The 21,726-nt window shown below is 60.9% G+C and carries 13 protein-coding genes; 7 read left to right on the top strand and 6 right to left on the bottom strand.

All coding sequences use genetic code 11. The features are described 5' to 3' along the window. Positions 1-255: 255 nt before the first annotated feature. Both typA and J7I12_RS01525 read right to left on the bottom strand, forming a co-directional pair. Positions 256-2,085: a translational GTPase TypA gene (typA, locus tag J7I12_RS01520; RefSeq protein WP_118229147.1), complete on the bottom strand. Its 1,830-nt coding sequence runs from the start codon at positions 2,083-2,085 to the stop codon at positions 256-258. A 57-nt stretch (positions 2,086-2,142) separates the two neighbouring features. After that, positions 2,143-3,021, bottom strand: a complete 879-nt coding sequence (locus J7I12_RS01525) for a purine-nucleoside phosphorylase (protein ID WP_118229146.1) — start codon at positions 3,019-3,021, stop codon at positions 2,143-2,145. A 326-nt stretch (positions 3,022-3,347) separates the two neighbouring features. Between J7I12_RS01525 and J7I12_RS01530 the strand changes: the two genes are divergently transcribed. From J7I12_RS01530 to J7I12_RS01550, 5 genes are all read left to right on the top strand, one after another. After that, positions 3,348-4,715 (top strand): ATP-binding protein, encoded by a 1,368-nt coding sequence (locus J7I12_RS01530; RefSeq protein WP_242621230.1) that lies wholly within the window; start codon positions 3,348-3,350, stop codon positions 4,713-4,715. Between the two features lie 91 nt (positions 4,716-4,806). Then, positions 4,807-7,059: an acetyl-CoA carboxylase carboxyl transferase subunit alpha/beta gene (locus J7I12_RS01535; RefSeq protein WP_118229145.1), complete on the top strand. Its 2,253-nt coding sequence runs from the start codon at positions 4,807-4,809 to the stop codon at positions 7,057-7,059. A gap of 6 nt (positions 7,060-7,065) precedes the next feature. Continuing rightward, on the top strand, positions 7,066-7,716 hold the full coding sequence (locus J7I12_RS01540) for a biotin attachment protein (protein WP_130957949.1): 651 nt from the start codon (positions 7,066-7,068) through the stop codon (positions 7,714-7,716). Positions 7,717-7,778: 62 nt separating this feature from the next. Next, positions 7,779-8,117 carry a hypothetical protein gene (locus tag J7I12_RS01545; RefSeq protein WP_118229143.1) on the top strand — a complete coding sequence of 113 codons (339 nt, stop codon included), beginning with the start codon at positions 7,779-7,781 and terminating at the stop codon, positions 8,115-8,117. A gap of 127 nt (positions 8,118-8,244) precedes the next feature. Next, positions 8,245-8,805, top strand: a complete 561-nt coding sequence (locus tag J7I12_RS01550) for a single-stranded DNA-binding protein (protein ID WP_130957950.1) — start codon at positions 8,245-8,247, stop codon at positions 8,803-8,805. Between the two features lie 206 nt (positions 8,806-9,011). Here J7I12_RS01550 and J7I12_RS01555 read toward each other — a convergent pair whose 3' ends face one another. The 4 genes from J7I12_RS01555 to J7I12_RS01570 all read right to left on the bottom strand — a co-directional run bounded on the left by J7I12_RS01555 (position 9,012) and on the right by J7I12_RS01570 (position 17,669). Then, entirely contained in the window at positions 9,012-11,339 is a 2,328-nt protein-coding gene (locus J7I12_RS01555) for a sensor domain-containing diguanylate cyclase (protein WP_302413431.1), read from the bottom strand. Positions 11,340-12,128: 789 nt separating this feature from the next. Beyond that, positions 12,129-13,325, bottom strand: coding sequence for an aspartate aminotransferase family protein (locus J7I12_RS01560; RefSeq protein ID WP_302413430.1), 1,197 nt, complete (start codon positions 13,323-13,325; stop codon positions 12,129-12,131). Between the two features lie 80 nt (positions 13,326-13,405). Then, positions 13,406-14,137: a dUTP diphosphatase gene (dut, locus tag J7I12_RS01565; RefSeq protein ID WP_380059455.1), complete on the bottom strand. Its 732-nt coding sequence runs from the start codon at positions 14,135-14,137 to the stop codon at positions 13,406-13,408. Between the two features lie 262 nt (positions 14,138-14,399). Next, positions 14,400-17,669: a DEAD/DEAH box helicase gene (locus J7I12_RS01570; protein ID WP_118229139.1), complete on the bottom strand. Its 3,270-nt coding sequence runs from the start codon at positions 17,667-17,669 to the stop codon at positions 14,400-14,402. 118 nt (positions 17,670-17,787) lie between these two features. Here J7I12_RS01570 and J7I12_RS01575 point away from each other — a divergent pair, with 118 nt between their 5' ends. Together J7I12_RS01575 and J7I12_RS01580 are read left to right on the top strand one after the other, a co-directional pair. Beyond that, a complete protein-coding gene (locus tag J7I12_RS01575; protein WP_464246954.1) occupies positions 17,788-19,452 on the top strand; it encodes a peptide-binding protein in 1,665 nt (554 codons plus the stop codon). A 105-nt stretch (positions 19,453-19,557) separates the two neighbouring features. Continuing rightward, positions 19,558-21,717 (top strand): RelA/SpoT family protein, encoded by a 2,160-nt coding sequence (locus tag J7I12_RS01580; RefSeq protein WP_118229137.1) that lies wholly within the window; start codon positions 19,558-19,560, stop codon positions 21,715-21,717. The last annotated feature ends 9 nt before the right edge of the window (positions 21,718-21,726 follow it).

Below are 21,726 nucleotides of genomic sequence, written 5' to 3' on the forward strand. Positions count from 1 at the left end.
GGCTCATCCTGCACGGGCAACCGCTTTCCCCAAGCGTCTTTGGGAAGAACCGCCGGGCCGGGCTCAGAACAGGTTATTTTTGAGAATTTCTGTTCTCAAAATTTCAAGCGGCCCAGTCCGGCTGTGGACAGCGCAACTGCCCGGTGCTGCTGTCTTTGCCCGTAGCTTCCTTCGTCATAACGGGCCAAGCCGCGCTTACGCCTTTATGGCGGATATCGGCGCGCGCAGCCGCCAGCTCAATTTCAACGTCACGCGCTAGCTCTTGGCTTTTTTGCCGGCCATCTGGTAGCGCTTCTGGGCGGAAAGCTCCAGTTTGCGCAAACGGAGGGACTGCGGGGTCACTTCCACCAGCTCGTCTTCACGCACAAAGTGCAGGGCGTGCTCCAGGGTCATTTTTTTCACCGGAGTAAGGATGACGTTTTCGTCCTTGCCCGCTGCGCGCAGGTTGGTGAGTTTCTTTTCTTTGGTGGCGTTGACGTCGATATCGTTTTCACGGTTGTGTTCGCCCACGATCATGCCCTCGTAGACCGGGTCGCCGGGCTCCACAAAGAGCACGCCGCGCGGTTCAAGGTTGAACAGGGCGTAAGCCACGGCGCTGCCGGGTCTGTCCGCCACGATGGAGCCCGTGTAGCGGGAGGGGAAATCGCCGCGCCAACGGTCGTAGCCTTCCAGGTAAGAGTTCATGATGCCGGTGCCCTTGGTGTCCGTAAGAAATTCGTCGCGGTAGCCAATAAGCCCGCGCGACGGTACGGAAAATTCCAGCCGCACCCGGCCCGTGCCGTTGTTGACGCAGTTGAGCAGGCGGCCTTTGCGCTGGGCCAGCTTGTCCGTCACCACGCCCATAAAGGTTTCGTCGCAGTCCACATAGAGGCGTTCTACCGGCTCAATGACAGCGCCGGTTTCGTCCTTTTTCAGAATAACCTGCGGCCGCCCCACGGAGAGTTCAAAACCTTCGCGGCGCATGGTTTCGATAAGGATGGCCATCTGAAATTCGCCCCGGCCCTTGACCAGAAAGGCGTCCTTGTCCGCCGTGTCTTCCACGCGGATGGCCACGTTGCGCAGGGTTTCCTTGATAAGCCGGTCATGGATGGCGCGGCTCTGCACGATTTTGCCTTCGCGTCCGGCCAGAGGAGAGGTGTTGATGCCAAAGCGCATGGCCACGGTGGGCTCGTCCACGCGGATGCGTGGCAGGGCGCGGGGGTTCTCTCGGGTGCAGATGGTGTCGCCGATGGTCACGTCCTCAATGCCGGCCATAACCACGATGTCGCCGGGGGTGGCTTGTTCCACCTCCGCCAGCTGCAGGCCGTCGTAGACCTGAATTTTGGTGGCGCGCAGGGGGCGGGCCTGGCCGCCTTCGCCAATGCAGGCCAAGGTGTCTTTGGCGTGCACGGTGCCGTGCATGATGCGGCCCACGGCCAGGCGGCCCAGGTAGTCGGAATAGTCCAGATCCGCCACCAGCATCTGGAAGGGCTGGTCCGGGTCGTGCACCGGTCCGGGAATATGGCTGAGGATGGCCTCAAACAGGGGGGTAAGGTCTTTTTGTTCGTCGTCCAGGGCATTCATGGCCACGCCCTTGCGCCCGATGGCGTAGAGCACGGGGAACTCCAGCTGATCTTCGCTGGCGTCCAGGTCGATGAAAAGGTCATAAATTTCGTTGAGCACTTCCTGAGGGCGAGCGTCTTTGCGGTCGATTTTGTTAATGACCACCACCACGGGCAGCCCGGCTTCCAAGGTTTTGCGCAGCACAAAGCGGGTCTGGGGCAGGGGCCCCTCAGAAGAGTCCACCAGCAGAATGGCCCCGGTGGCCATGGAGAGGGAGCGCTCCACCTCGCCGCCGAAGTCGGCGTGGCCGGGCGTGTCGATAATGTTGATTTTTACGCCGCGCCAGGTGACGGCGCAGTTTTTGGCGGCAATGGTGATGCCGCGCTCGCGCTCCAGATCCATGTTGTCCATGACGCGCTCGTCCACCTGCTGGTCAGCGCGGAACACGCCGGCCTGCTTGAACAGCGCGTCCACCAGAGTGGTCTTGCCATGGTCTACGTGGGCGATGATAGCCACGTTACGAAGATGTTCGTTGTGCTGCATGAAAAGGTGCCTCTATTATCTCTGCAAAAATGTGTAGGGGGCGCTTGTACGCATTTTTCAGAGTTTTGTCATCAGGGCGCGGATAAGCCGGCCCAGCTGCTTGCCCGTGGTCTGCGCCACAGCGATGACTTCTTCCAACGGCGTCGGGGTCATACAGTCGGGACGATTTTTATTGGTCAGACAGGAAAGCCCCAGCACCCGCATGCCCAGATGTCGGGCGGCAATGACCTCCAGCACGGTGCTCATGCCCACGGCGTCCGCCCCCCACTGGCGGTAGAGGCGCGTTTCCGCGGGGGTTTCCATTTCCGGGCCGTGCACGCCAATGTATACGCCGCGCTCCAGGCGCAAGCCCATCTTACAGGCCGTTTCCAGGGCCAGGGCACGCAGGTCGGGGTCAAAGGGTTCGCTCATGTCGGGAAAGCGCGGCCCCCAATCCGCGCAGTTGGGCCCGGCCAGAGGAGTGGCCCCGGTGTGGTTGATCATGTCGCTCATGCACATGATGGAGCCCACGTCAAAATTGGGGTTGAGGGCCCCGGCGGCGTTGGTGACAATGAGCGTGCGCACGCCCATGGCGGCCATAACCCGCACGCCCATACAGACCTCGGCCGGGTTGCGGCCTTCATAAAGGTGGCAGCGGCCCTGCTGGATGAGGGCCGTGCGGCCCTGGCCGTCGTCTTCGCCACAGCGTGCGGGAAAGCGTCCGCACACAAAGGCCCCGGCGTGCGAGGCCACGCTGGATGCGGGAAAGCCCGGCAGCTCGGCATAGGGAACGGCAATGGGGTCGTTCATCTTTTCCGCCAGGCCGGAAAGCCCCGTGCCCAGAATGACGCCCACGGGAGTCTCCTTTGCAGAGGTTGTGGCGAGGCTGCGGCGGCCAGCGGCCATGCGTCGGGCCAGCTCTGCGGCCACGCTCTGGACTTCCTGCGGATTTTGCATAACATTATCCTTCCTTGGGCATGTACCCGTGGCGCGCGTTCGGGGCTGCGCGAATTTTGCGCGGAGCCCGACCCGCGCCTGTGGATTTTCCTGTCGAAAGCGGCTATATTGAGCAGCTGCAGCGTATGTATAGCCCGCACGGCCCCGTCCCACAAGGGCCGAGGGCGTATGCGCCCGGGGTCGGCGGCACTGCGCCGGCCGGAACAACCGCCACTGAGCGCCGCCCGGCGCGGATTTTTTACAGGAGATACGGCTTGGATACCGTTCAGGAAGGCACTGCCTTGCAAAACCACAAAGTCCTGGTGGCTAACCGGGGTGAGATAGCCATGCGCATCATGCGGGCCTGCGGCAAGCTGGGCCTGCCTTTTGCCGCCGTGTACACAACGGAGGATATGGCCTCCGGCCATGTGCGCCTGGCCCGTGAGAGCGGGGGCGAAAAAAGCCTCTACCGCGTCGCTTCCTACCACGACGCCAATGAGCTTATGGCCGTGGCCGACGATGCGGGCTGCACCGCCGTGCATCCCGGGTACGGCTTTTTTGCCGAAGACTTCCGCTTTGCCCGGCGCGTGACCAAGCGTGACCGCAAAATGATTTTCATCGGCCCCTCGTGGAAAATCATCCGTGAGCTGGGCGATAAAATCAACACCAAACGCCTGGCCCGCAGCCTGGGCGTGCCCACGGTGCCGGGTTCAGACAGGCCCATCTACGATGAGATGGAAGCCGAGCACATCGCCAAAGATATTTTCGAGTTCCAGGCCCAGCAGGGCATTAAGCGGCCTCTGGTGTTGGTTAAGGCTTCGGCGGGCGGCGGCGGCATGGGCATTGAGGAAGTGTACGACCCGGACCAGTTCCGCTCTGTGTTCCGGCGCGTGCGCAGCTACGCCCTGCGCCAGTTCAAGGACGAGGGCGTGCTTATCGAGCAGCGCATCACCGATTTTAATCACCTGGAAGTGCAGGTGGTTTCTGACCGCAGCGGAACAAACCCGGTGCATTTCGGCACGCGCAACTGTTCCATTCAGTCCACGGGGCGGCAGAAACGCATTGAGGTGGCCCCCGGCTTTGCGCCTGAAACTCTGGAGTACACCTTTGACGCGGCCAAGGTACTGCACGACATTGTAGACTACTCCCTGACCATGGCCCGCAAGGTAGGCTACGACAACGTGGGCACCTGGGAATGGATCGTGACCCGGCAGGGCGACCCCTTCCTCATGGAGGTGAACACCCGCATCCAGGTGGAAAACGGCGTTTCCGCCCGCATTTCCAAGGTGCGCGGTCAGGGCGACGTAGACCTTATCGCCGAGCAGATCCGCATCGGCCTGGGCCAGCCCCTGGGCTATGCCCAGGCGGACATAGAGTTTGAAGGCGTGGGCATAGAATACCGCCTTATCGCCGAAGACCCGGACAACAGCTTCACCCCCTGGGTGGGGCGCATTGAACGCTTTGCCTGGCGTGACCAGCCCTGGCTGACGGTGCTGACCCATGTGCCCGGCACCGAGCCTTATGAAATCCCCACTGAGTTTGACCCCAACCTGGCCTTGGCTATCATCTGGGGTAAAAACCTGGAGGAAGCCAGGGCGCGCGGCCTGGAATTTTTGCGCGACCTGCGCCTGGAAGGGCACAACAACGCGGGCGAGGCCCTCAGGTCCAACGTGGGCTTTCTGACGGCCAATACGGAACGCATCCTGCGTTTTTAACGTGCGGTATGCGGTTTTTGCCCGGCGACAGCGGCGCGCATGCGAGCCTTTCGCCCATTTCAAAAAAACAGTCTAGCTGGCCGTACCCATTATGGACAATACGATAGAAAAGCATATTCAGAATCTGCGTGACAGACTCACGTATCTGGCAGACATCTTTGTCGGCAAGCACAGGGACAATGCCCAGCTGCTGGAAGAAAAACTCGCGGCTTTTGAGGCCCGCGCCCGCGCCGGCCAGCTGGAGGACCCCTTTGCCGAGCTGGCCACGGTGGAAGACCTCTTTGGCTATGTGGAACGCCGCCTGGAAGCGAGCATTACCCCCATGGATCGGGTGCGCATTGTGCGCCACCCCCAGCGCGTCTGCCTGCGCGACATTCTTGAAAACGTCTACGACAACTTTACCGAGGTGGGCGGCCAGGACGAACACAGCCTGGACCCCAGCATGCTCATTGCCCGCGCGGTGATTACCCGCCGCCGGGGCAAGAAGACCTATACCCAGTCGGTTATGGTTATCGGTCAGGAAAAGGGCCACGGCGCGGAGTTCCGCAACGGCGGTTCGGTAAAGCCCTGGGGCAACGCCAAGGCCCAGCAGTATATGCGCGTGGCCGAAACCGAGGGCATCCCCATCCACACCTACATTTTTACGCCCGGCTCTTTTCCCATTGAGGACTATCCCGGCGCGGCCCAGCAGATCGCCCGCAACATTTACAGCATGGCAGGGCTGCGGGTGCCGGTCATTACGGTCATTTCCGAGGGCGGTTCCGGCGGGGCCGAGGCCATTGGCCTGGCGGACAAGCGGCTGATGCTTTCGCACGGCTACTATTCGGTCATCTCGCCCGAAGGGGCCGCCGCCATTGAGGGCCGCCTCAAGGCCGGGCAGCGCGCCACGCCGGAGCTCATTGAGCACTGCGCCGATCACCTCAAAATCACCGCCCAGGACAACCTGAAATTCGGCTACATTGACCGCATTGTGCAGGAGCCCCCCCTGGGGGCGCGGCCCTGGCATTTTGATTTTTTTCGCCAGCTGCGGCAGGAAGTGCTGCGAGCCACGGACGAAGTGGTCATTTCCACGCGCAAAATGCCCGTGCTCAAGCGTCTGGCTCTGGCCCGCGTGCGGCGGCCCGAAGCCAACCTGGACGACATGTACACCCGCTGGGGGCTTTCCTCTGCGGCCAAGGACCGCCTGCGCGAAAAGCGGCAGCAGAAGTTTCTGCGCCTTTCGCGTCAGGCTGCGCGCGACCGTCGTCCCTTTCTCACCAAGATGGCCGCCGCCACCTGGGATTGGGTTTCCAAACCCTGGATCAGCTTCAAGTACGATTTTTACCGCAAGCACCAGCGGCAGATCCGCACCTTTGTGGAAGAAATGGGCAATGAGTGGGAGGTCTTTAAGGGGCGGCTGCTGGCCCCCTGGCACAAACTTACCCACAAGCTGCCCAGCGCCCGTACCGAAAGCAAGGCCAAGGAGCTCACGGCTCTTTCCACCTGGTCCGACGACGGCCGCCGCAGCAAGTGGAATTACATTTCGCCGCGCTACAAAATCGATCGTGCCGTCACCTGCCCCAACAGCGCCTCGTACGGCTGCCTGGACCTCTGGGGACCGGACCTTTTTGCCGAATTTGCCGGGGTGTGCAGCCACTGCGGTTACCATTTCCCCATGGAACCGGAATGGTACGTGAAAAACGTCTTTGACCTGGGCTCGGTCTTTGAGTTCAACAGCGAGATCGAGGCGGGCAACCCGCTGGACTTCCCGGACTTTGGCGCGCGCATCGCCGCCGCCCAGAAGAAGACCGGGGCCAAAAGCGGCTGCATGACCTTTGAGGCCCGCATTGACAACATAAAAATGGTGGTGGCCATGCTTATGGGCACCTTCCGGGGCGGCTCCGTGGGCGCGGCCGAAGGCTACAAGTTTGTGGAGGCCGCCCAGCGCGCCGCCAAAAAGCGCTATCCTTTCCTGGCCTATGTGCACGGCACCGCCGGCATCCGCATTCAGGAGGGCACCCACGGCGTCATTCAGATGCCGCGCTGCACCGTGGCCGTGCGTCGTTATATTGAATCCGGCGGCCTGTACATGGTGCTCTACGACACCAATTCCTTTGCCGGGCCCGTGGCCAGTTTTCTTGGCTGCTCGCCCTACCAGTTCGCCGTGCGCTCGTCCAACATCGGCTTTGCCGGGCCGGGCGTCATCAAGGAAACCACGGGCATGGACGTGCCGCCCAAATACCACCGGTCCTATCGGGCCCTCTCACGCGGGCACATCCAGGGCATCTGGGACCGACGGCAGATTCGCGCCAACCTCAAGCAGGCCCTGCTCACCATCGGCGGGCGGAACCTGTATTATCGTTAGGACGTTATGATCAATATCTCCGCACTGCTGGACGAAATCAAGGCCGCGCCCTACCGCGAAATCGTCATCAGCACCCCGCATACGGGGCGCGTGACCTTCGCCGGACTGCACCAGGGGGACATGGCCCTGGGCCCGCAAGGCCTCTGGAAGGAAAAACCCGGCTCCCTTGTGGCCACGCTGGAGCGCGAACGTAACCCCAAACCCATCTGCGCCCCTGAAAAAGGGGAAGTAAGCCATATTTATACAGATCTGGAAGGCACGTTTGTGGAGGCGGGCACGCCCCTGGCCGTGTTGCGTCACAAACTTACCCGCGCCGAGGTGGAGCACATTATTCTGCAAAAAGCGCTGCACCTCTTTCTTGCGCCGGAGCGGGCCAAGTACTACTTTACCCCTGAGGTGGACAAAAAAATCCGCGCCGCCGACGCGCAGTCTGTAGCGGTGCGCGACGGCATGGAAATCCTGATCATGTCGCGCATGAAACGGGAGGTTCCCCTCAACTATGCGGGGCCGGACGGCGTCATCTATGCCGTCTACTTCAAATACAATGAAAATATGGACGCGGGCGCGCCGCTCATCGGCGTCTGCCCCAAGGACCAGCTGGCCGCCATTCAGGAGGTGGTTATGCGTGTGCGCACGGAGTGGACGGAAACGGACTAGCCTGCGCCGTAGGCTGTTTTTTGGGGCGCGGCCCACAAGCCATGCTTTTGAGGAGGGCGTTTATGGGCAAAGCCCTGCAGATACGCGTCACAGCCGTGACCTGGAATGAAGACCTGCTGGAGCAGCTCTGGCCGCAATTGAGCGAACTGGCCTTCAGCGTTCCCATCAAACACGAAAACCACGGCGTGCTGGAGATGGTGCGGGCCCTGGACGAGGGCCTGCAGTTTCTGCCCTGGTCCCAGGCCCGACGTGCGGCTCTGGGCCCCGGCATCCATGAGGCGGCCCGCATCAAGGCTGCGCTGGAAGCCGCCCTGGCCGACTGGCAGCCGCGCGAGGCCAATGTCTTGAGCGATAAGCTGGAAGACGTGCTGGATGACCTGGAACGGGCCTTTGTGGCCTGATTCCGGGTTGCGCTAGCCCTCGCCATAACACGCCCCCTTTGCCGCGTGCCCGCGCCTGCGGCACGGGCGGCAAAACCGCAACAAAAAAACTTTCGCAAAGGCACAATGCCCCAACGGAGAAGACTCCATGCTGAACAAAGTCATGATTATCGGGCGACTGGGCCGCGATCCGGAGCTGCGCTACACCCAGAGCGGCTCTCCTGTGGCCTCGCTCAATGTGGCCACGGACGAATCTTATGTGGACCGCGACGGCAACAAAGTGGAACGTACTGAATGGCACCGCGTTTCCGTGTTTCAGCGGCAGGCTGAAAATTGCGCCACCTACCTCAGCAAGGGCAGTCTGGTCTATGTGGAAGGCAGCCTGCAGACCCGCAAATGGCAGGACCAGCAGGGGCAGGACCGCTACACCACGGAAATCAAGGCCCAGCGGGTGCAGTTTCTGGACCGCAAGGGCGACGGCCCGCGCGGCGGCGGCCAGGGCGGGTATGAGGACGACTACGGCGCACCGGCGCAGCACCGCGGCAGCCCGCGCAACGCGCAACCCGCAGGCCCGCGCGGCGGACAGGAAGGCGCGCCGCGCAGCAATCAGGGCGGCAGGCCACAGGCCCAACCACCCCGCCAGCAGGAAGAGGATTTGGGCCCGGCCTTCCCTTCGGAGGCGTCCAATATGGACGATGTGCCCTTTTAGAGCAATCCGCGTCGGCGGCAGCGCAGTGTAACGAAGCGCCCCATGGGCCTGTTGATCAGGTCTGCGGGGCGCTTTGCTTATGGCAAACGTGGGTGGGACGCGCTTTGCGGCATGCAATCAGTGGCGTGGGGGCCTGTCCGCCATGACCGCCGCCTTGGCGCAGGCAAGGCCCGCTCGCCGTGGGGCATCACACGTCCGCGCTTGGGTCAGTCTTCCAGGAGAGGCACGGCATCGTCGGCGTTTTTTGTTGTCGCAGCGCGCACCGCCGCCGGACTCGTCGCATCACCGACGCCTAACTCGTCAAAAAAGACACAGCGGTTCCGGCCTTGACGTTTGGCTTCATAGGTGGCCATATCCGCATGGTTGAACAGGGTGGCAAAGTCTTTGCCGTCCTGCGGGTAGCAGGCCACCCCCAGGCTGGCGGTAAGCGAGAGGCTGTCTTCGGAGGCGCGGCACTGGGTGTGCAGCTGGCTGACCAGCTGCCGGGCGCGCTGGCGGATCTGTTCTTTGTGCATTTTTGCCGTGCAGAATACCAGAAATTCGTCCCCGCCTACGCGGCCGGCAATATCCGTATTGCGAAAATTTTTGCTGATGATCTGGGCCATCTCAAGAATGGCTCTGTCGCCGGCCGCGTGCCCCAGTCTGTCGTTAATGCTTTTAAAGTTGTCAAAATCGATCATAAACATGGCGTAGCCTTGGGCATCGTCGGGGACTTCTGCATGTCTGTTGAGCATATCCAGCACCCGCGCGGCGGCCTGTTCCGTGGCCATTTTATTGCGCATGCCCGTGGCGCTGTCCCGATTGGCCTGGGAGCGGAGCTGCAGCTCCAAGGCCTTTTGCTGGTCAATATCTGTAATGATGCCAAAAATATAAATGGGCTTTCCCTGGGCGTTGGTCAGGTTTGAGGCCTCAATGCGGTACCAGCGAAGGTGCCCTGCAGCGTCGTGCAGACGCAGCTCCAGTGATGTTTTGACGTGGTGCGCTTCCTGGCGTACCGCATTCTGGAAAACAGCCAGGCGTGTCCGGTCGTTTTTGTGCACAGGAATAAGGGTGTGCCGGGGATCGGGTTCCAGAATGTTGAATACGCGGCCGAAGGTCTGCAGCCATTGGGCGGAGCAGGAAAAATGCCCTGTTTCCAGATTTTGTTCAAAAATGATGATGTCGTGCTGCTCCAGAATAAAATGGTAGCGCTCGTCTGAAATGCGCTTGGCCTGGGCGGCTTCTCTGTTGTGGGTAATGTCAAAAATAATGCTCTGGATGTAGGGGGCGCCGTGGTCCACACTGACCGGTGAGCCTTTGTGGCATATCCAGATGAGCGCGCCGCTCTTGGAACGTATGCGGTATTCCACGTCAATGTGCAGTCCGCTTTCCAGCTGTTGTTCCATCGTGCGCAGGGCCATATCCCTGTCGTGTTCGTAGATGGTGGCGGAAAAGTCGTTGCCGAACAGGCGCAGGAATTCTTCTTTGCCGTAGCCGAGTAACCGTAAAGAATTGGGGCTGAGAAAAAGGAAGGGCCCGTGCAGCCCGGCGAACTTGATGACCCCACCGGAAATACTGGAGATAATGGAGCGATAATCTTCCTGCTGCAGGCGCATTTTGTGCAGTGTCCGTCGCGCCAGGAAAAGCAGCCCCAAGGCCAGCAGCGCTCCCACCAGAATGATGCGCCAGACAAGTGTGGTGGTGATGGCGTTTTGCCGGGCTACAAGGGCAGTTTCCACTTTCTGCGGCAGCAGAGAAACCACCTGCCAGCCCGTTTCCGGCAGCGGACTGTTACATAGGTACAGCCCGCTGCCGGAAGCGGCATCTTCAAAATGCACCACCTCATTGCGGCGGCCCTTGGTAAAGCGCTGCTGCAAAAAATCGCGCAGCGATGGCGGCAGCCCCTGTTGGGCAAACAAAGGCAGCAGGTCTTCCATGCGTTTGTCCGGTGGGGGCGTCCAGAATAACGATCGTGCCTTGCTGTCCAGCACAAGGGTATAGATGCTGCTGCCGAAGGCCAGCGATTCCAGCCGCTGTTCCAGCCTTTCCGGCTTGGCGCCGCCCATAAGCACTGCCGCGACAATACCATTGCGGCGCACGGGCACGGCCATGATTAGACATCGGTTCTGCGGCTTGTCTTCACGCACGCTGAAGCCGACGTCGCCCGCTTTGGCCCGCAAAAAAGCCGGCGTGCGGCTGTGGTCCACCCTTGCGCCGTCCAGGTCCGTTCCTTGGCCGTCCAGGTCTACAAGGCTGAAGCGCCGCACCCCCTGGGCGCGCAGTACGGGGCCCAAGGAGACCAGCACGCGGTCTGCTTCTTCCATGGATTTGTCGTTCAGTACGGCGGCCACGCCTTTGAAGGCCGTAAGTTGTTCGGCAATAGCCCTGACGAAGCTCTTGGCGTGGCGCTGATGTATTTCCTGCAGCCTGGTGACTATACCCTGGTTAAGATTGCCGGTAGTTTCGTTGGCGTAGTCGTGCACAAAAAAAAACAACACCATAAACAGTGCCGGCAACAAGAGCGCAGCGGCTATAGTGGTAACAGGCTTGGACATGCGTACATCCGATTGTAAGGTCGCTACAGATTACTATTTTTGTCAACCAAAGGGAAGTGTTCGTCCCCTTCAGGAAATGGATTTTAGGCCTAAAAAATGTAAAAAAGGGCTTGTAAACCCAAAATGGGAGCTTTGGTGCCCAATTGTGGGAAGAGCCGTGCTTGAGGGTGTGTCGCACTGTCCACAAGCTGTTGCTGTTTGCAATAGTCGTGGCAATGCTGCAGGCAGCCAGGTATCAATATTTTTTGATTAACTGATAGTTATTAATAAATCATTGCTGCGGTATTTCGACTTGGTGGGGGATGCTGCAAGCCAGGGCTGCAACGCCGGTTACGGTTAGAGGCAACCGCGTCCTGCTATTCGTTGTGGCGCGTCTGGGGCGCTGCCCTTGTCCACGCAGCCGCCCGCTACGCAGGTATAAACGCAGCTTCAGTCGTTGCGACGCAGGAGCTTGGCCCGGTATGACGGAGGAAGTTACGGGCAAAGACAGCAGCGCTCTGTAGTTGCGCTGGTAACCACATGGGCTAACATAGCAAATTTTTGAGAATGTCTATTGTCAACGTTGCAATGCTCTGGAGAAGAAAACAGAGGCCGCAGCCTTGCTGCACGGGCATGCCATAAACCGCGTGGTGCGGACATGCGCGGTTTGTGCGGACTGCGGGGAAGCCGTTTTGTATGTGAGGGGGAGGCGGCGTGAAGATGGATGGCGCATGACATATTCCCGCAGCCAAAAGCCGAGGCTTCCGGCTGCGGGAATATGAGTATGCCGCAAAAATGCTGTGTGGTTGGTCAGCTGCGCAAAATGGCTTCCAGGGTGGCGGTGAAAACGTCCAGATCGGCCTCGTCAATGGTCAGAGGGGGCAGGAGGCGCAAGGTGGTGCCGTGGCTCAGGTTGCAGATGATGCCCCGGCGCAGCAGTTCCTCCCACACGGCCTGAGCGGGCACGGCCAGCTCCACGCCGATCATCAGGCCCAGTCCGCGCACTTCGCGAATTTTGTCCGGCAGGGCGGCCTGCAACCCCCGGAGTGTCTCCAGCAGGCGTCCGCCCAGCGCGGCGGCCCGGTCTGCCAGATGGTCGCGTTGCATGATCTCCACCACTTTGGCCGCCACGGCGGAGGTCAGGGCGCCGCCGCCGAAGGTGGTGGCGTGGCTGCCGGGGCCGAAGCCTTTGGCCATTTCGTCCGTGGCCAGCATGGCCCCCATGGGCAGACCGTTGGCCAGGGACTTGGCTATGCTGATGGCGTCCGGGGTGAGCCCGAAGTTCTGGAAAGCCCAGAACTTGCCCGTGCGGCACATGCCGGCCTGCACTTCGTCGCAGAGAAAAAGGATGTCGTGGCGGCGGCAGAGGGCCTCTACCCAGCGCAGATAGGCTGCGGGCAGGGGCACGATGCCGCCTTCGCCCTGCACTACCTCCACCAGCACGGCTGCGGTGGCCGGGGTGACGGCGGCCTCCAGAGCCGCCAGATCGCCCGTGGGCACCTGCACAAAGCCTTCTGGCAGAGGGGTAAAGCCCTCACTCAGACTCTCGCGCCCCGTGGCCGCCAGGGTGCCCAGGGTGCGCCCGTGAAAACAACCACCCAGTGAAATAATGGTGTAGGCGTCCCGTTTTTTGACCGTGCGCATGTAGCGGCGGGCCAGCTTGATGCAGGCTTCGTTAGCCTCGGCCCCGGAATTGCAGAAAAAGGCCTTGCCGTGGTGGCTGGTGGAAAGCAGGCGGCGGGCCAGATCCAGCTGTTCCTCCTGATAAAAGAGGTTGCTCACGTGCCAGAGTTTGCGGGCCTGCTGTTCCAGCGCGGCGCAGATTTCGTCGTTGCAGTGGCCAAGGGCCGTCACTGCAATGCCGGCCAGCAGGTCGATGTATTCCTTGCCGTCCACGTCCCAAAGTCGCGCGCCTTTGCCTCGGACCACAGCCAGGGGATAACGGCTGTACGAACGGCAGAGCAATTGCTCTTCTGCGGCTTTGACGGCGGCAAAGGCTTGTGACATGGCGGTGCTCCTTTTTGAAGGACGGCAAAGGGTTGGTAAAAGGCCGCAGCCAAAGAAAAACGGCGCGGCAAGGGGGCGGATCAGCGGCCCGTGTGTCCGAATCCGCCCGCGCCCCGGGCCGTAGCGGCCAGGGACGGGACTTCGCGCCAGCAGGGGCGCGTTATGGGCTGAAAAATGAGCTGGGCTACGCGGTCGCCGCGTTTAATGCGCAGGGGGTTTTCCGACGTGTTCAGGAGGTAGACCAGGATTTCTCCGGTATAGTCCGGGTCCACCACGCCCACGCCCTGCGCCACGGTGAGGCCGTCGCGCGCGCCCAGACCGCTGCGGGAATAGATAAAGCCCGCCACGTCCGCGCAGTGCGGCTGCACGCTCAGCCCCGTGGGCACTGCCAGCCGTGCGCCGGGCCGCACCACGGCCTCGTCGGCCGTAAGGCAGGCGCGCAGATCCAGGCCAACGGCCTGGGCTGTGGCCGGGGCAAGGCCGGCCTCAGGGTCGGCCAAATACAGAGCCCGTGCGGCGGGAGACACAAAGGCCACGTTCACGTCCAAGGCGGCCGTGGCGGCGGGAGGCACAAAGGTGGGGTGGGGCGTGTTCATGCCCGTGTAGTAGCGCAGGTTGCCCCTGGGGGCAAGCGCGGAATGGCGGCCCGCCCCGATGCTCCGGGTTTTTGTCTGTCCCGCCGCGGCAACGGCCTCCCATAGCGGGGCAAAGTCCGCTGCCGGGGAAAAGCATTCCCGGCCGCAGACTTTTGGACAGGGGGCAAAACCGCCCGTCAGGCGGCTCTCCAGGTGTCCTTCTGGAGCATTTAACACTTGAAATGCTCGCTTACGGCAGGCAAAAGCCTACCTTCTCGCATTTCGTGGCAAGGATTTTCAAGAAAATCCTTGCAGAGCAGTTAGCTCATTTCATTCGCTAACTGCTCTGACCGCGCGCCCGGCCGCATTGCCTGCCGGTGCGGGGCAGGCCAGGGTATGTCAACGTTGCAATGCCCTAGCGGTTGCGTACGCGCCGGAACGAGCGTGCCATAACCTTTGAGAATATCTATCCTCAAAGGGAATCTGCTCTAGTTCGGCCTTACACCTCGAAGAGCATTTCCAGATCCTCGCGAGTGAGGGACTTCCAGGCGTCCTGACCGGGGATGATGGCTTCGGCCACGCCGCGTTTGGCCTCCTGCAGCTTGAGGATTTTTTCCTCCACCGTGTTCTGGCAGATGAGCTTGTAGGAAAAGACCTGCCGGGTCTGGCCGATGCGGTGGGTGCGGTCTGTGGCCTGGCTTTCCACCGCCGGATTCCACCACGGGTCGTAGTGGATGACGTAGTCCGCCGATGTGAGGTTAAGGCCTGTGCCGCCCGCCTTGAGCGAAATGAGGAAGATGGGAATGTCCGGGCTGTTGTTGAAGCGATCCACCTGGTCAAAGCGGTCCTTGCTGGCTCCGTCCAGATAGCAGAAGGGCACCTGCGAGAATTCCAGCCACTGCCGGATGATATGCAGCATCTGCACAAACTGCGAGAAGACCAGCACCTTGTGCCCGCCCTCCACGATTTCCATGACCATGTCTTTGAAGGCGTCGAATTTGCCGGAAGGCAGGTTATTGGAAAAACCGGGCAGGTCCAGTTTGAGCAGGCGCGGGTGGCAGCAGATCTGGCGCAGCTTAAGCAGGGCGTCCAGGATGGACATCTGGCTTTTGGCCAGGCCTTTTTCGTCCACGTCGGCCAGCACCTGGGCGCGCAGTTTGCGGGCCAGGGCGGCGTAGAGTTCGGCCTGGGCGTCCTCCAGGGCGCAGCAGGTGACGCTTTCCACCTTGGGCGGCAGGTCTTTGGCCACCTCGGCCTTGGTGCGGCGCAGGATGAAGGGCCGCACGCGGGTGCGCAGGTAGTCCAGGGTTTCGGCGTCGCCGTCTTTGATGGGCTTGACGATGCCGCGCTGGAAGGCATGCTGCGAACCAAGAAAGCCGGGCATAAGGAATTCAAACAGGGACCAGAGCTCAAAGAGGTTGTTCTCAATGGGCGTGCCCGAAAGGCAAAGGCGCATGCGGGCGTTGATGCGGCGCACGGCACGAGCCGTGATGGTATTGGGGTTTTTGATGTTCTGGGCTTCATCCAGAATAACGGTGTTGAACTCGTATTTTTCCATCTCCTCCAGGTCGCGCCGCAACAGGGCGTAGGTGGTGATGATCAGATCCGAGCCTGCAATGTGTTTGAACATGCCCTCGCGCCTGGTGCCGTAAATGGTCAGGCGCTTGAGTCCGGGCACAAACTTTTCCGCTTCCCGTTCCCAGTTGGGCAGCACGGATGTGGGCACTACAATAAGGTTGGGGCCCTCGTACCGGCGTTCCGCCATGTACTGGATAAAAGCCAGGGTCTGTACGGTTTTGCCCAGGCCCATTTCGTCGGCCAGAATGCCGCCGAAGCCGTATTCCGACAGAAAGTTGAGGTAAGAAAGCCCCTGCGCCTGGTAGGCGCGCAAATCGGCGTTGAGGCCCTTGGGCGGGGCAATGGGCCGCACCTCGCGGAAGGAGCGGATTTTTTCGCGCAGGTTGTTCCAGAAGGAGTCCGTGGCCGCGCCGGGCAGATCTTCCAGCAGGCTGTCCAGCACCGGGGCCTCGAATTGTTTGAACTTCTGCTGCGGCGGCTTGCTGGGGTCCAGGCCCAGGGCCGTGAGCTTGTGGGCCAGCTTTTCCAGCCAGGTTTCGGGCAGGCTGGTGTAGGAGCCGTCCTTCAGCTGCACATAGCGCTTGCCGCGCGTCCAGGCCTTCCAGATTTTTTCCAGCGGCAGGGACTGGCCTTCGTAGTCCACGGTAATATCCAGCGAAAACCACTTTTCCTTCTCATTGCTGGTGACCTGGGCCGTGATGTTGGACATGGCCGTGCGCACCTTGTAGCGCGAGAGGGCCTTTTCACCATAGACGCGGTAGTTTTCCACCAGCTTGGGGTAGGAATCCAGCAAAAAGGCAATGGCCTCTTCCGGTTCCAGAAACCAGAGTTTGCTGGAGCGGGCCTGGAAGCCCATGCCCGTCAGTTCGCTCATGAGCTGGGCTTCTTCTTCCTGGTGGCGGCGGACCAGAAAAGTCTGTCCTTCATAGCCGTAACTGCCGGTCTGGAAGTCAGGGTTGGGCCCGTTGAGGGTGAATTCGCCGTGGCGGGTTTCATAGACGTTGTCGATTTCCAGGGTCAGCAGGCTGCCTTCTTCATCCAGAAAGAGCTTGGGGTTGTAGGTGGCGGGCTGGAAGACCGGCTCCATGAGCTTGAGGAACTGCTGCGGCTCATAGAGCTCCGAGGCGGGCAGGCGGGTCCAGACCCGGTCCAGAAATTCCGAAATTTCTTCGTGGGGCACTACGGGGCGTTCATAGATCAGGTTGCGCACCAGGGAAGGGTAGAGGCCCGTTTGCACCGGATAGAAATTGTGCTGGTAGCAGACCCACAGGGGCATCTGCCCGTGAAAGGTGATGGGCGCGTCTTCGGGGGCAGAGCTTTCAGGCTGGCTGCTGCCGCGTTCGTTGCCCGTGATGCGGCCGGCCCGGATGGGCAGGGGCGGGCGACCCTCCCGCTTGAGCAGCACGTCAAAGTGAAAGCCCGAGTCGTCCAGAATGGGCCTGAGCTTGAGGGAAAAGGGCGTGCTCTCTATCCGGCAGGGCATGTCCGTGTCTTTCCAGAGCAGGTAATATTCCTTGCGCACAGACCAGAAAAACCAGGAGGTCAGCCCCTGGGGGATTTCCACCCGGTGGCCGTAGTAGTCGAGGTGCTGGCCGATCTGCCGGGCCACGTGCGGCAGCTGGGGAGAGAATTCGCACCATTCAGGGTTCTGGATGATCTGCTCCAGCGTGATTTCGTTGTGCACGCTGGACAGGCCGGATTTGTTCTGCCTCCCCCGGAAAAAGGAAACCAGCAGCCGCCCCTGTTCCGGTTCGAAACGGAAGATGAGATAGTGGCGGCCGGGTTCCGGCTCCATGTCCGTGGAAAAAAAGTTGCGGAAGCTCTGCTTCCAGTCCGTGCTGGGGGGCGGGGTGTCTTCCGGGTCGCCCTGTTCCTTGCGCAGTTCTTCCACCAGGCGCAGAGCCAGGGCCGCCACATGGCGGCAGATGCCCGTGAAAGCGTCGGAGCAGTTGCACTGGTGGCGCGTGCTGCGGTCGGTGATGGTAAAGCTCAGGCTGGGCGTATAGACCTGCAGGTCGCCGCCCTGGATGACGCCCTGCACGTCCCAGGTCTCGCCTTCCTGGATATTTATTTTTTGCACCTCTCCCTCGGAGAGGATATAGTAGGCCGCGTCGCGGATGTACTCCGGCACGCTGTCGTGCAGGAAAGTCTGGCACATTTCGCGAACGACGCTCTGTTCTGATCGGCTCATGCGTTCCTCAAAAAAGCCCCTGAATTCGCGTCCGGAACGACAGCTGCGGGGCGATGTTATGACGTTTGCGACAAATAGCACAGGTGGGGGGGCAAAAGCAATATGAAGTGTCTGGCAGATGGAAAAAATATTTTTTGAGCGCTCAATCAAGGCGCTGACCGCGCTGCACGTGGCCTTGGTGGCCCTGGTCTGCGCCGCAGCTTTGTGGTGCGCGTCGGCCGCAGTTGCCGCCGCGCATGGGGAAGCCGCCGCCGCGCCTGTGGACGGCGGGCGCATTTTGTTCGGCACCATTGGGGAGGCTTCCAACCTCATCCCTTATCTTACGGCCGATGCGCCTTCGCATGAAATTGCCGACCTGCTCTACGTGGCGCCCCTGCGCTACGACAAAAATCTGCAGCCTGAACCCTGGGCCGCCCAGAGCTGGAGCCTGGAGGACGGCGGCAAGCGTCTGCGTTTTACCCTGCGCAAGGGCATCCTCTGGGAGGACGGCAAGGAACTGACCACCGCGGACGTGGCCTTTACCTGCAAGCTGGCGGCGGACCCGGCTACGGGCAGCCCCTATGCCGAGGATTTTTTGCGCATCAAGGATCTGCGCATTATCGACCGCTATACCTTCGAGGTCACGTACGATCAGTTTTTTGCCCGGGCCGTAGCTACCTGGATGAACCCCATCCTGCCCAAACATATTCTGGAGGGGCAGAACATCCGCACCACGGATTTTGCCCGCAAGCCTCTGGGCGCGGGCCCGTACCGACTCACGTCGTGGGAATCGGGCAGCCGCATGGTGCTGACCGCTTCGCCGACCTATTTTATGGGGCGACCGCACATTGATAAGATAGTCTACCGTATTATCCCCGACACGGCCACCATGTTTATGGAAACGCGGGCCGGGCGGCTGGACGTCATGGACCTTTCGCCCCTGCAGTATCTACGGCAGACCTCCGGCCCGGTCTGGGAGCGAGAATTTCGCAAATACCGCTATCTGGCCTCCATGTATGTTTTTCTGGGCTTTAACCTGGAGCACCCCTTTTTCAAAGATGTGCGCGTGCGGCGGGCCATTTCTCTGGCTCTGGACAGGGACGCCCTGATCAAGGGCGTGCTGCTGGGGCAGGGCATTCCGGCTTTCGGCCCTTTTAAGCCCGGCACCTGGGCCAGCCACCCCACGCTCAAGCCCCTGCGGCAGGATTTGGCCGCCGCCCGCGCTCTGCTGGCTCAGGCCGGCTTTGTCGACCACGACCACGATGGCATTCTGGACCGGGACGGCAAACCCCTGGCCTTTACCATCCTTACCAACCAGGGCAACGAACAGCGTATCCTCACGGCCACGGTCATTCAGTCCCAATTGCGGGCCATAGGCGTGGACGTGCGCATCCGTACGGTGGAGTGGGCCGCCTTTATCCGTGAATTTGTCAACAAAGGCCGCTTTGACGCCGTACTGCTGGGCTGGACCATCCCGCAGGACCCGGACATCTATCAGGTCTGGCATTCCTCCCAGGCTGTGGAGGGGGGCCTCAACTTTACCCACTACCGCAATCCGGAGGTGGACACACTGCTGGAAGAGGCGCGCTCCCTGCCGGACCAGGACCAGCGCGCCCGGCTCTACTGGCGCATTCAGGAAATTCTGGACCGGGATCAGCCCTACTGCTTTCTTTTTGTTCCTTACGCCCTGCCCGTGGTGCAGCGCCGCTTTCAAGGCATAGAACCGGCCCTGGCGGGCATCATGTATAATTTTGAACAATGGTGGGTGCCCAAGTCTCTGCAGCGCAGCGCCCTTGAGCCCTGAGCCGCCCGCGCGGCCTTGTCCCTCATTGACAAGGCCGCGCAAGTCGGCACATAGTTTATGCAAGGCCGCCTCTCAGCGGCATTTTTGTCCGCAATGGGGCTATGCATGATCCGTATCCAGGAAATTCTCGACAAAGTGGCGGCCAACAACAACGACGCCGATCTGGAGCTTATCCAGAAGGCCTATGTGTTTGCCGCCACAGCCCACGCGGGTCAGACCCGCCTTTCGGGTGAGCCCTACCTCTCCCACCCCTTGGCCGTGGCCGATACCCTGGCCGAAATGGGCTTTGACGAACCCACCGTTGTCGCTGGTCTGCTGCACGATACGGTGGAGGACACCAAAGCCACCCTTGAGGAGATTGAAGAAAATTTCGGCGAAGAAGTAGCCGACATTGTTGACGGCGTTACCAAGATCAGCAAAATTTCTTTTGAAAACAAAGAAGAAGCCCAGGCGGAAAACATCCGCAAGATGATTCTGGCCATGAGCCACGACATGCGCGTGCTTATGGTCAAGCTGGCTGACCGGCTGCACAACATGCGCACCCTGGACTTTCAAAAAGCCTACAAGCAAAAGCGCATCGCCCAGGAGACCATGGATATTTACGCCCCGCTGGCCAACCGGCTGGGCCTGTATATCATGAAGCGCAATCTGGAGGATCTGAGCTTCAAATACCTGCGGCCGGACATCTACAACCAGATCGACCACTGGCTGGACAAACACCAGGTGGTGGAAAAGCAGATTATTGAAAAGGTGGTGGCCCTGATCAAGGATCTACTGGCCGCCAACGATATCATTGGGCAGGTCTACGGCCGCATCAAGCACAAGTACAGCATTTACAAAAAAATGCAGTCCCAATCGCTGACCCTGGACGAAATGCACGACATTATGGCTTTTCGCGTGTTGGTCAAGGACATCAGGGACTGTTACGCCGTGCTGGGGCTGGTGCATTCTCAGTGGCGGCCCGTGCACGGACGCTTCAAAGACTATATCTCCATGCCCAAAGCCAATGGCTACCAGAGCCTGCACACCACGGTCATTGGCCCCGACGGAGAACGTATTGAAATCCAGATTCGGACTGAAGATATGCACCGTCAGGCCGAACACGGCGTGGCCGCCCACTGGCTGTATAAAGAAAAAGGCCGCGTCAACAGCAAAGATCTGGAGCAGTTTGCCTGGCTGCGCGAAATTTTTGAGCGCCAGAGTGAAGAGAGCGACTCCCGCGAGTTTATGCACTCCCTGAAGATGGATCTCTTCAAGGACGAGGTTTACGTCTACACGCCCGCCGGCGACGTGAAGGAACTGCCCGAAGGGGCCACACCGCTGGACTTCGCTTTCATGATCCATACCAACGTGGGCCAGCACTGCGCCGGGGCCAAGATCAATGGGCGGCTCATGCCCCTGGGCACGGAGCTCAAAAACGGCGACGTGGTGGAGATCGTCACAGACCCGTCGCGCAATCCCAACCGGGACTGGCTCAAGATAGTCAAGACAGCGCGGGCGCGCAGCCGCATCCAGCGCTATCTGCGCACCGAAGAACGCAGCCATGCCGTAACCCTGGGCCGCGACCTGCTGGAAAAGGAAGGCCGCAAGGTCAGCATTAACGTGGGCAAGACCGCCAAGGAAGGGCAGCTGGCCCTGGTGGCCCAGGAGATGAATTTTGACAGCGTGGACGACCTGGTGGCTGCCGTGGGGTACGCCCACCTGACGCCGCGTAAGGTGCTCAACCGCCTCTATGCCGTGCTCCACCCAGAGGCGGCTGCCGCGGCCGAACCCGCGCCGCCTTCGGTCAAGGAAAGCAAGGAGGCCGCCGCCCGCAAAACCGAGGGCGTGGGCATCTCCGGCGTGGACGGCGTGCTTATGCGCTTTGCCAAGTGCTGCAACCCCGTGCCCGGCGACCCCATCATCGGCTACATCAGCCGGGGGCTGGGCATCAGCGTGCACCGGGCCGACTGCCCCAATGTGGCCAATATGGAGCCGGAACGTCTCATTTCCGTCCACTGGGACGGCATGGAAGAAAAACCCTACGAGGCCGGCATCTTCATCATTGCCAAAAACGAACAGGGCGTGCTGGCCACCGTGGCGCAGACCATGGCTAAAAACGGCGTCAATATCACCGGCCTGAACATGGATAACCTGGTGGACGGCCGGGCCAAACTGCGCTTTACTGTGGAAGTGCGCGACGCCACACAACTCTACCAGCTCATCGAAGCCATCCGCTCTCTGCCCGCCATCCTCGAAGTAGTGCGCGACGCCGAAGACGCCTGAAGCCCGGCA

Origin of the sequence: Desulfovibrio diazotrophicus (assembly GCF_902498985.2) — a bacterium.
Classification (GTDB): domain Bacteria; phylum Desulfobacterota; class Desulfovibrionia; order Desulfovibrionales; family Desulfovibrionaceae; genus Desulfovibrio; species Desulfovibrio legallii.

Coding starts and splice junctions, on each gene's coding strand:
- typA (WP_118229147.1), bottom strand. CDS start 2,085: ATGCAGCACAACGAACATCTTCGTAACGTGGCTATCATCGCCCACGTA.
- J7I12_RS01525 (WP_118229146.1), bottom strand. CDS start 3,021: ATGCAAAATCCGCAGGAAGTCCAGAGCGTGGCCGCAGAGCTGGCCCGA.
- J7I12_RS01530 (WP_242621230.1), top strand. CDS start 3,348: ATGCGCATCATGCGGGCCTGCGGCAAGCTGGGCCTGCCTTTTGCCGCC.
- J7I12_RS01535 (WP_118229145.1), top strand. CDS start 4,807: ATGGACAATACGATAGAAAAGCATATTCAGAATCTGCGTGACAGACTC.
- J7I12_RS01540 (WP_130957949.1), top strand. CDS start 7,066: ATGATCAATATCTCCGCACTGCTGGACGAAATCAAGGCCGCGCCCTAC.
- J7I12_RS01545 (WP_118229143.1), top strand. CDS start 7,779: ATGGGCAAAGCCCTGCAGATACGCGTCACAGCCGTGACCTGGAATGAA.
- J7I12_RS01550 (WP_130957950.1), top strand. CDS start 8,245: ATGCTGAACAAAGTCATGATTATCGGGCGACTGGGCCGCGATCCGGAG.
- J7I12_RS01555 (WP_302413431.1), bottom strand. CDS start 11,339: ATGTCCAAGCCTGTTACCACTATAGCCGCTGCGCTCTTGTTGCCGGCA.
- J7I12_RS01560 (WP_302413430.1), bottom strand. CDS start 13,325: ATGTCACAAGCCTTTGCCGCCGTCAAAGCCGCAGAAGAGCAATTGCTC.
- J7I12_RS01570 (WP_118229139.1), bottom strand. CDS start 17,669: ATGAGCCGATCAGAACAGAGCGTCGTTCGCGAAATGTGCCAGACTTTC.
- J7I12_RS01575 (WP_464246954.1), top strand. CDS start 17,788: ATGGAAAAAATATTTTTTGAGCGCTCAATCAAGGCGCTGACCGCGCTG.
- J7I12_RS01580 (WP_118229137.1), top strand. CDS start 19,558: ATGATCCGTATCCAGGAAATTCTCGACAAAGTGGCGGCCAACAACAAC.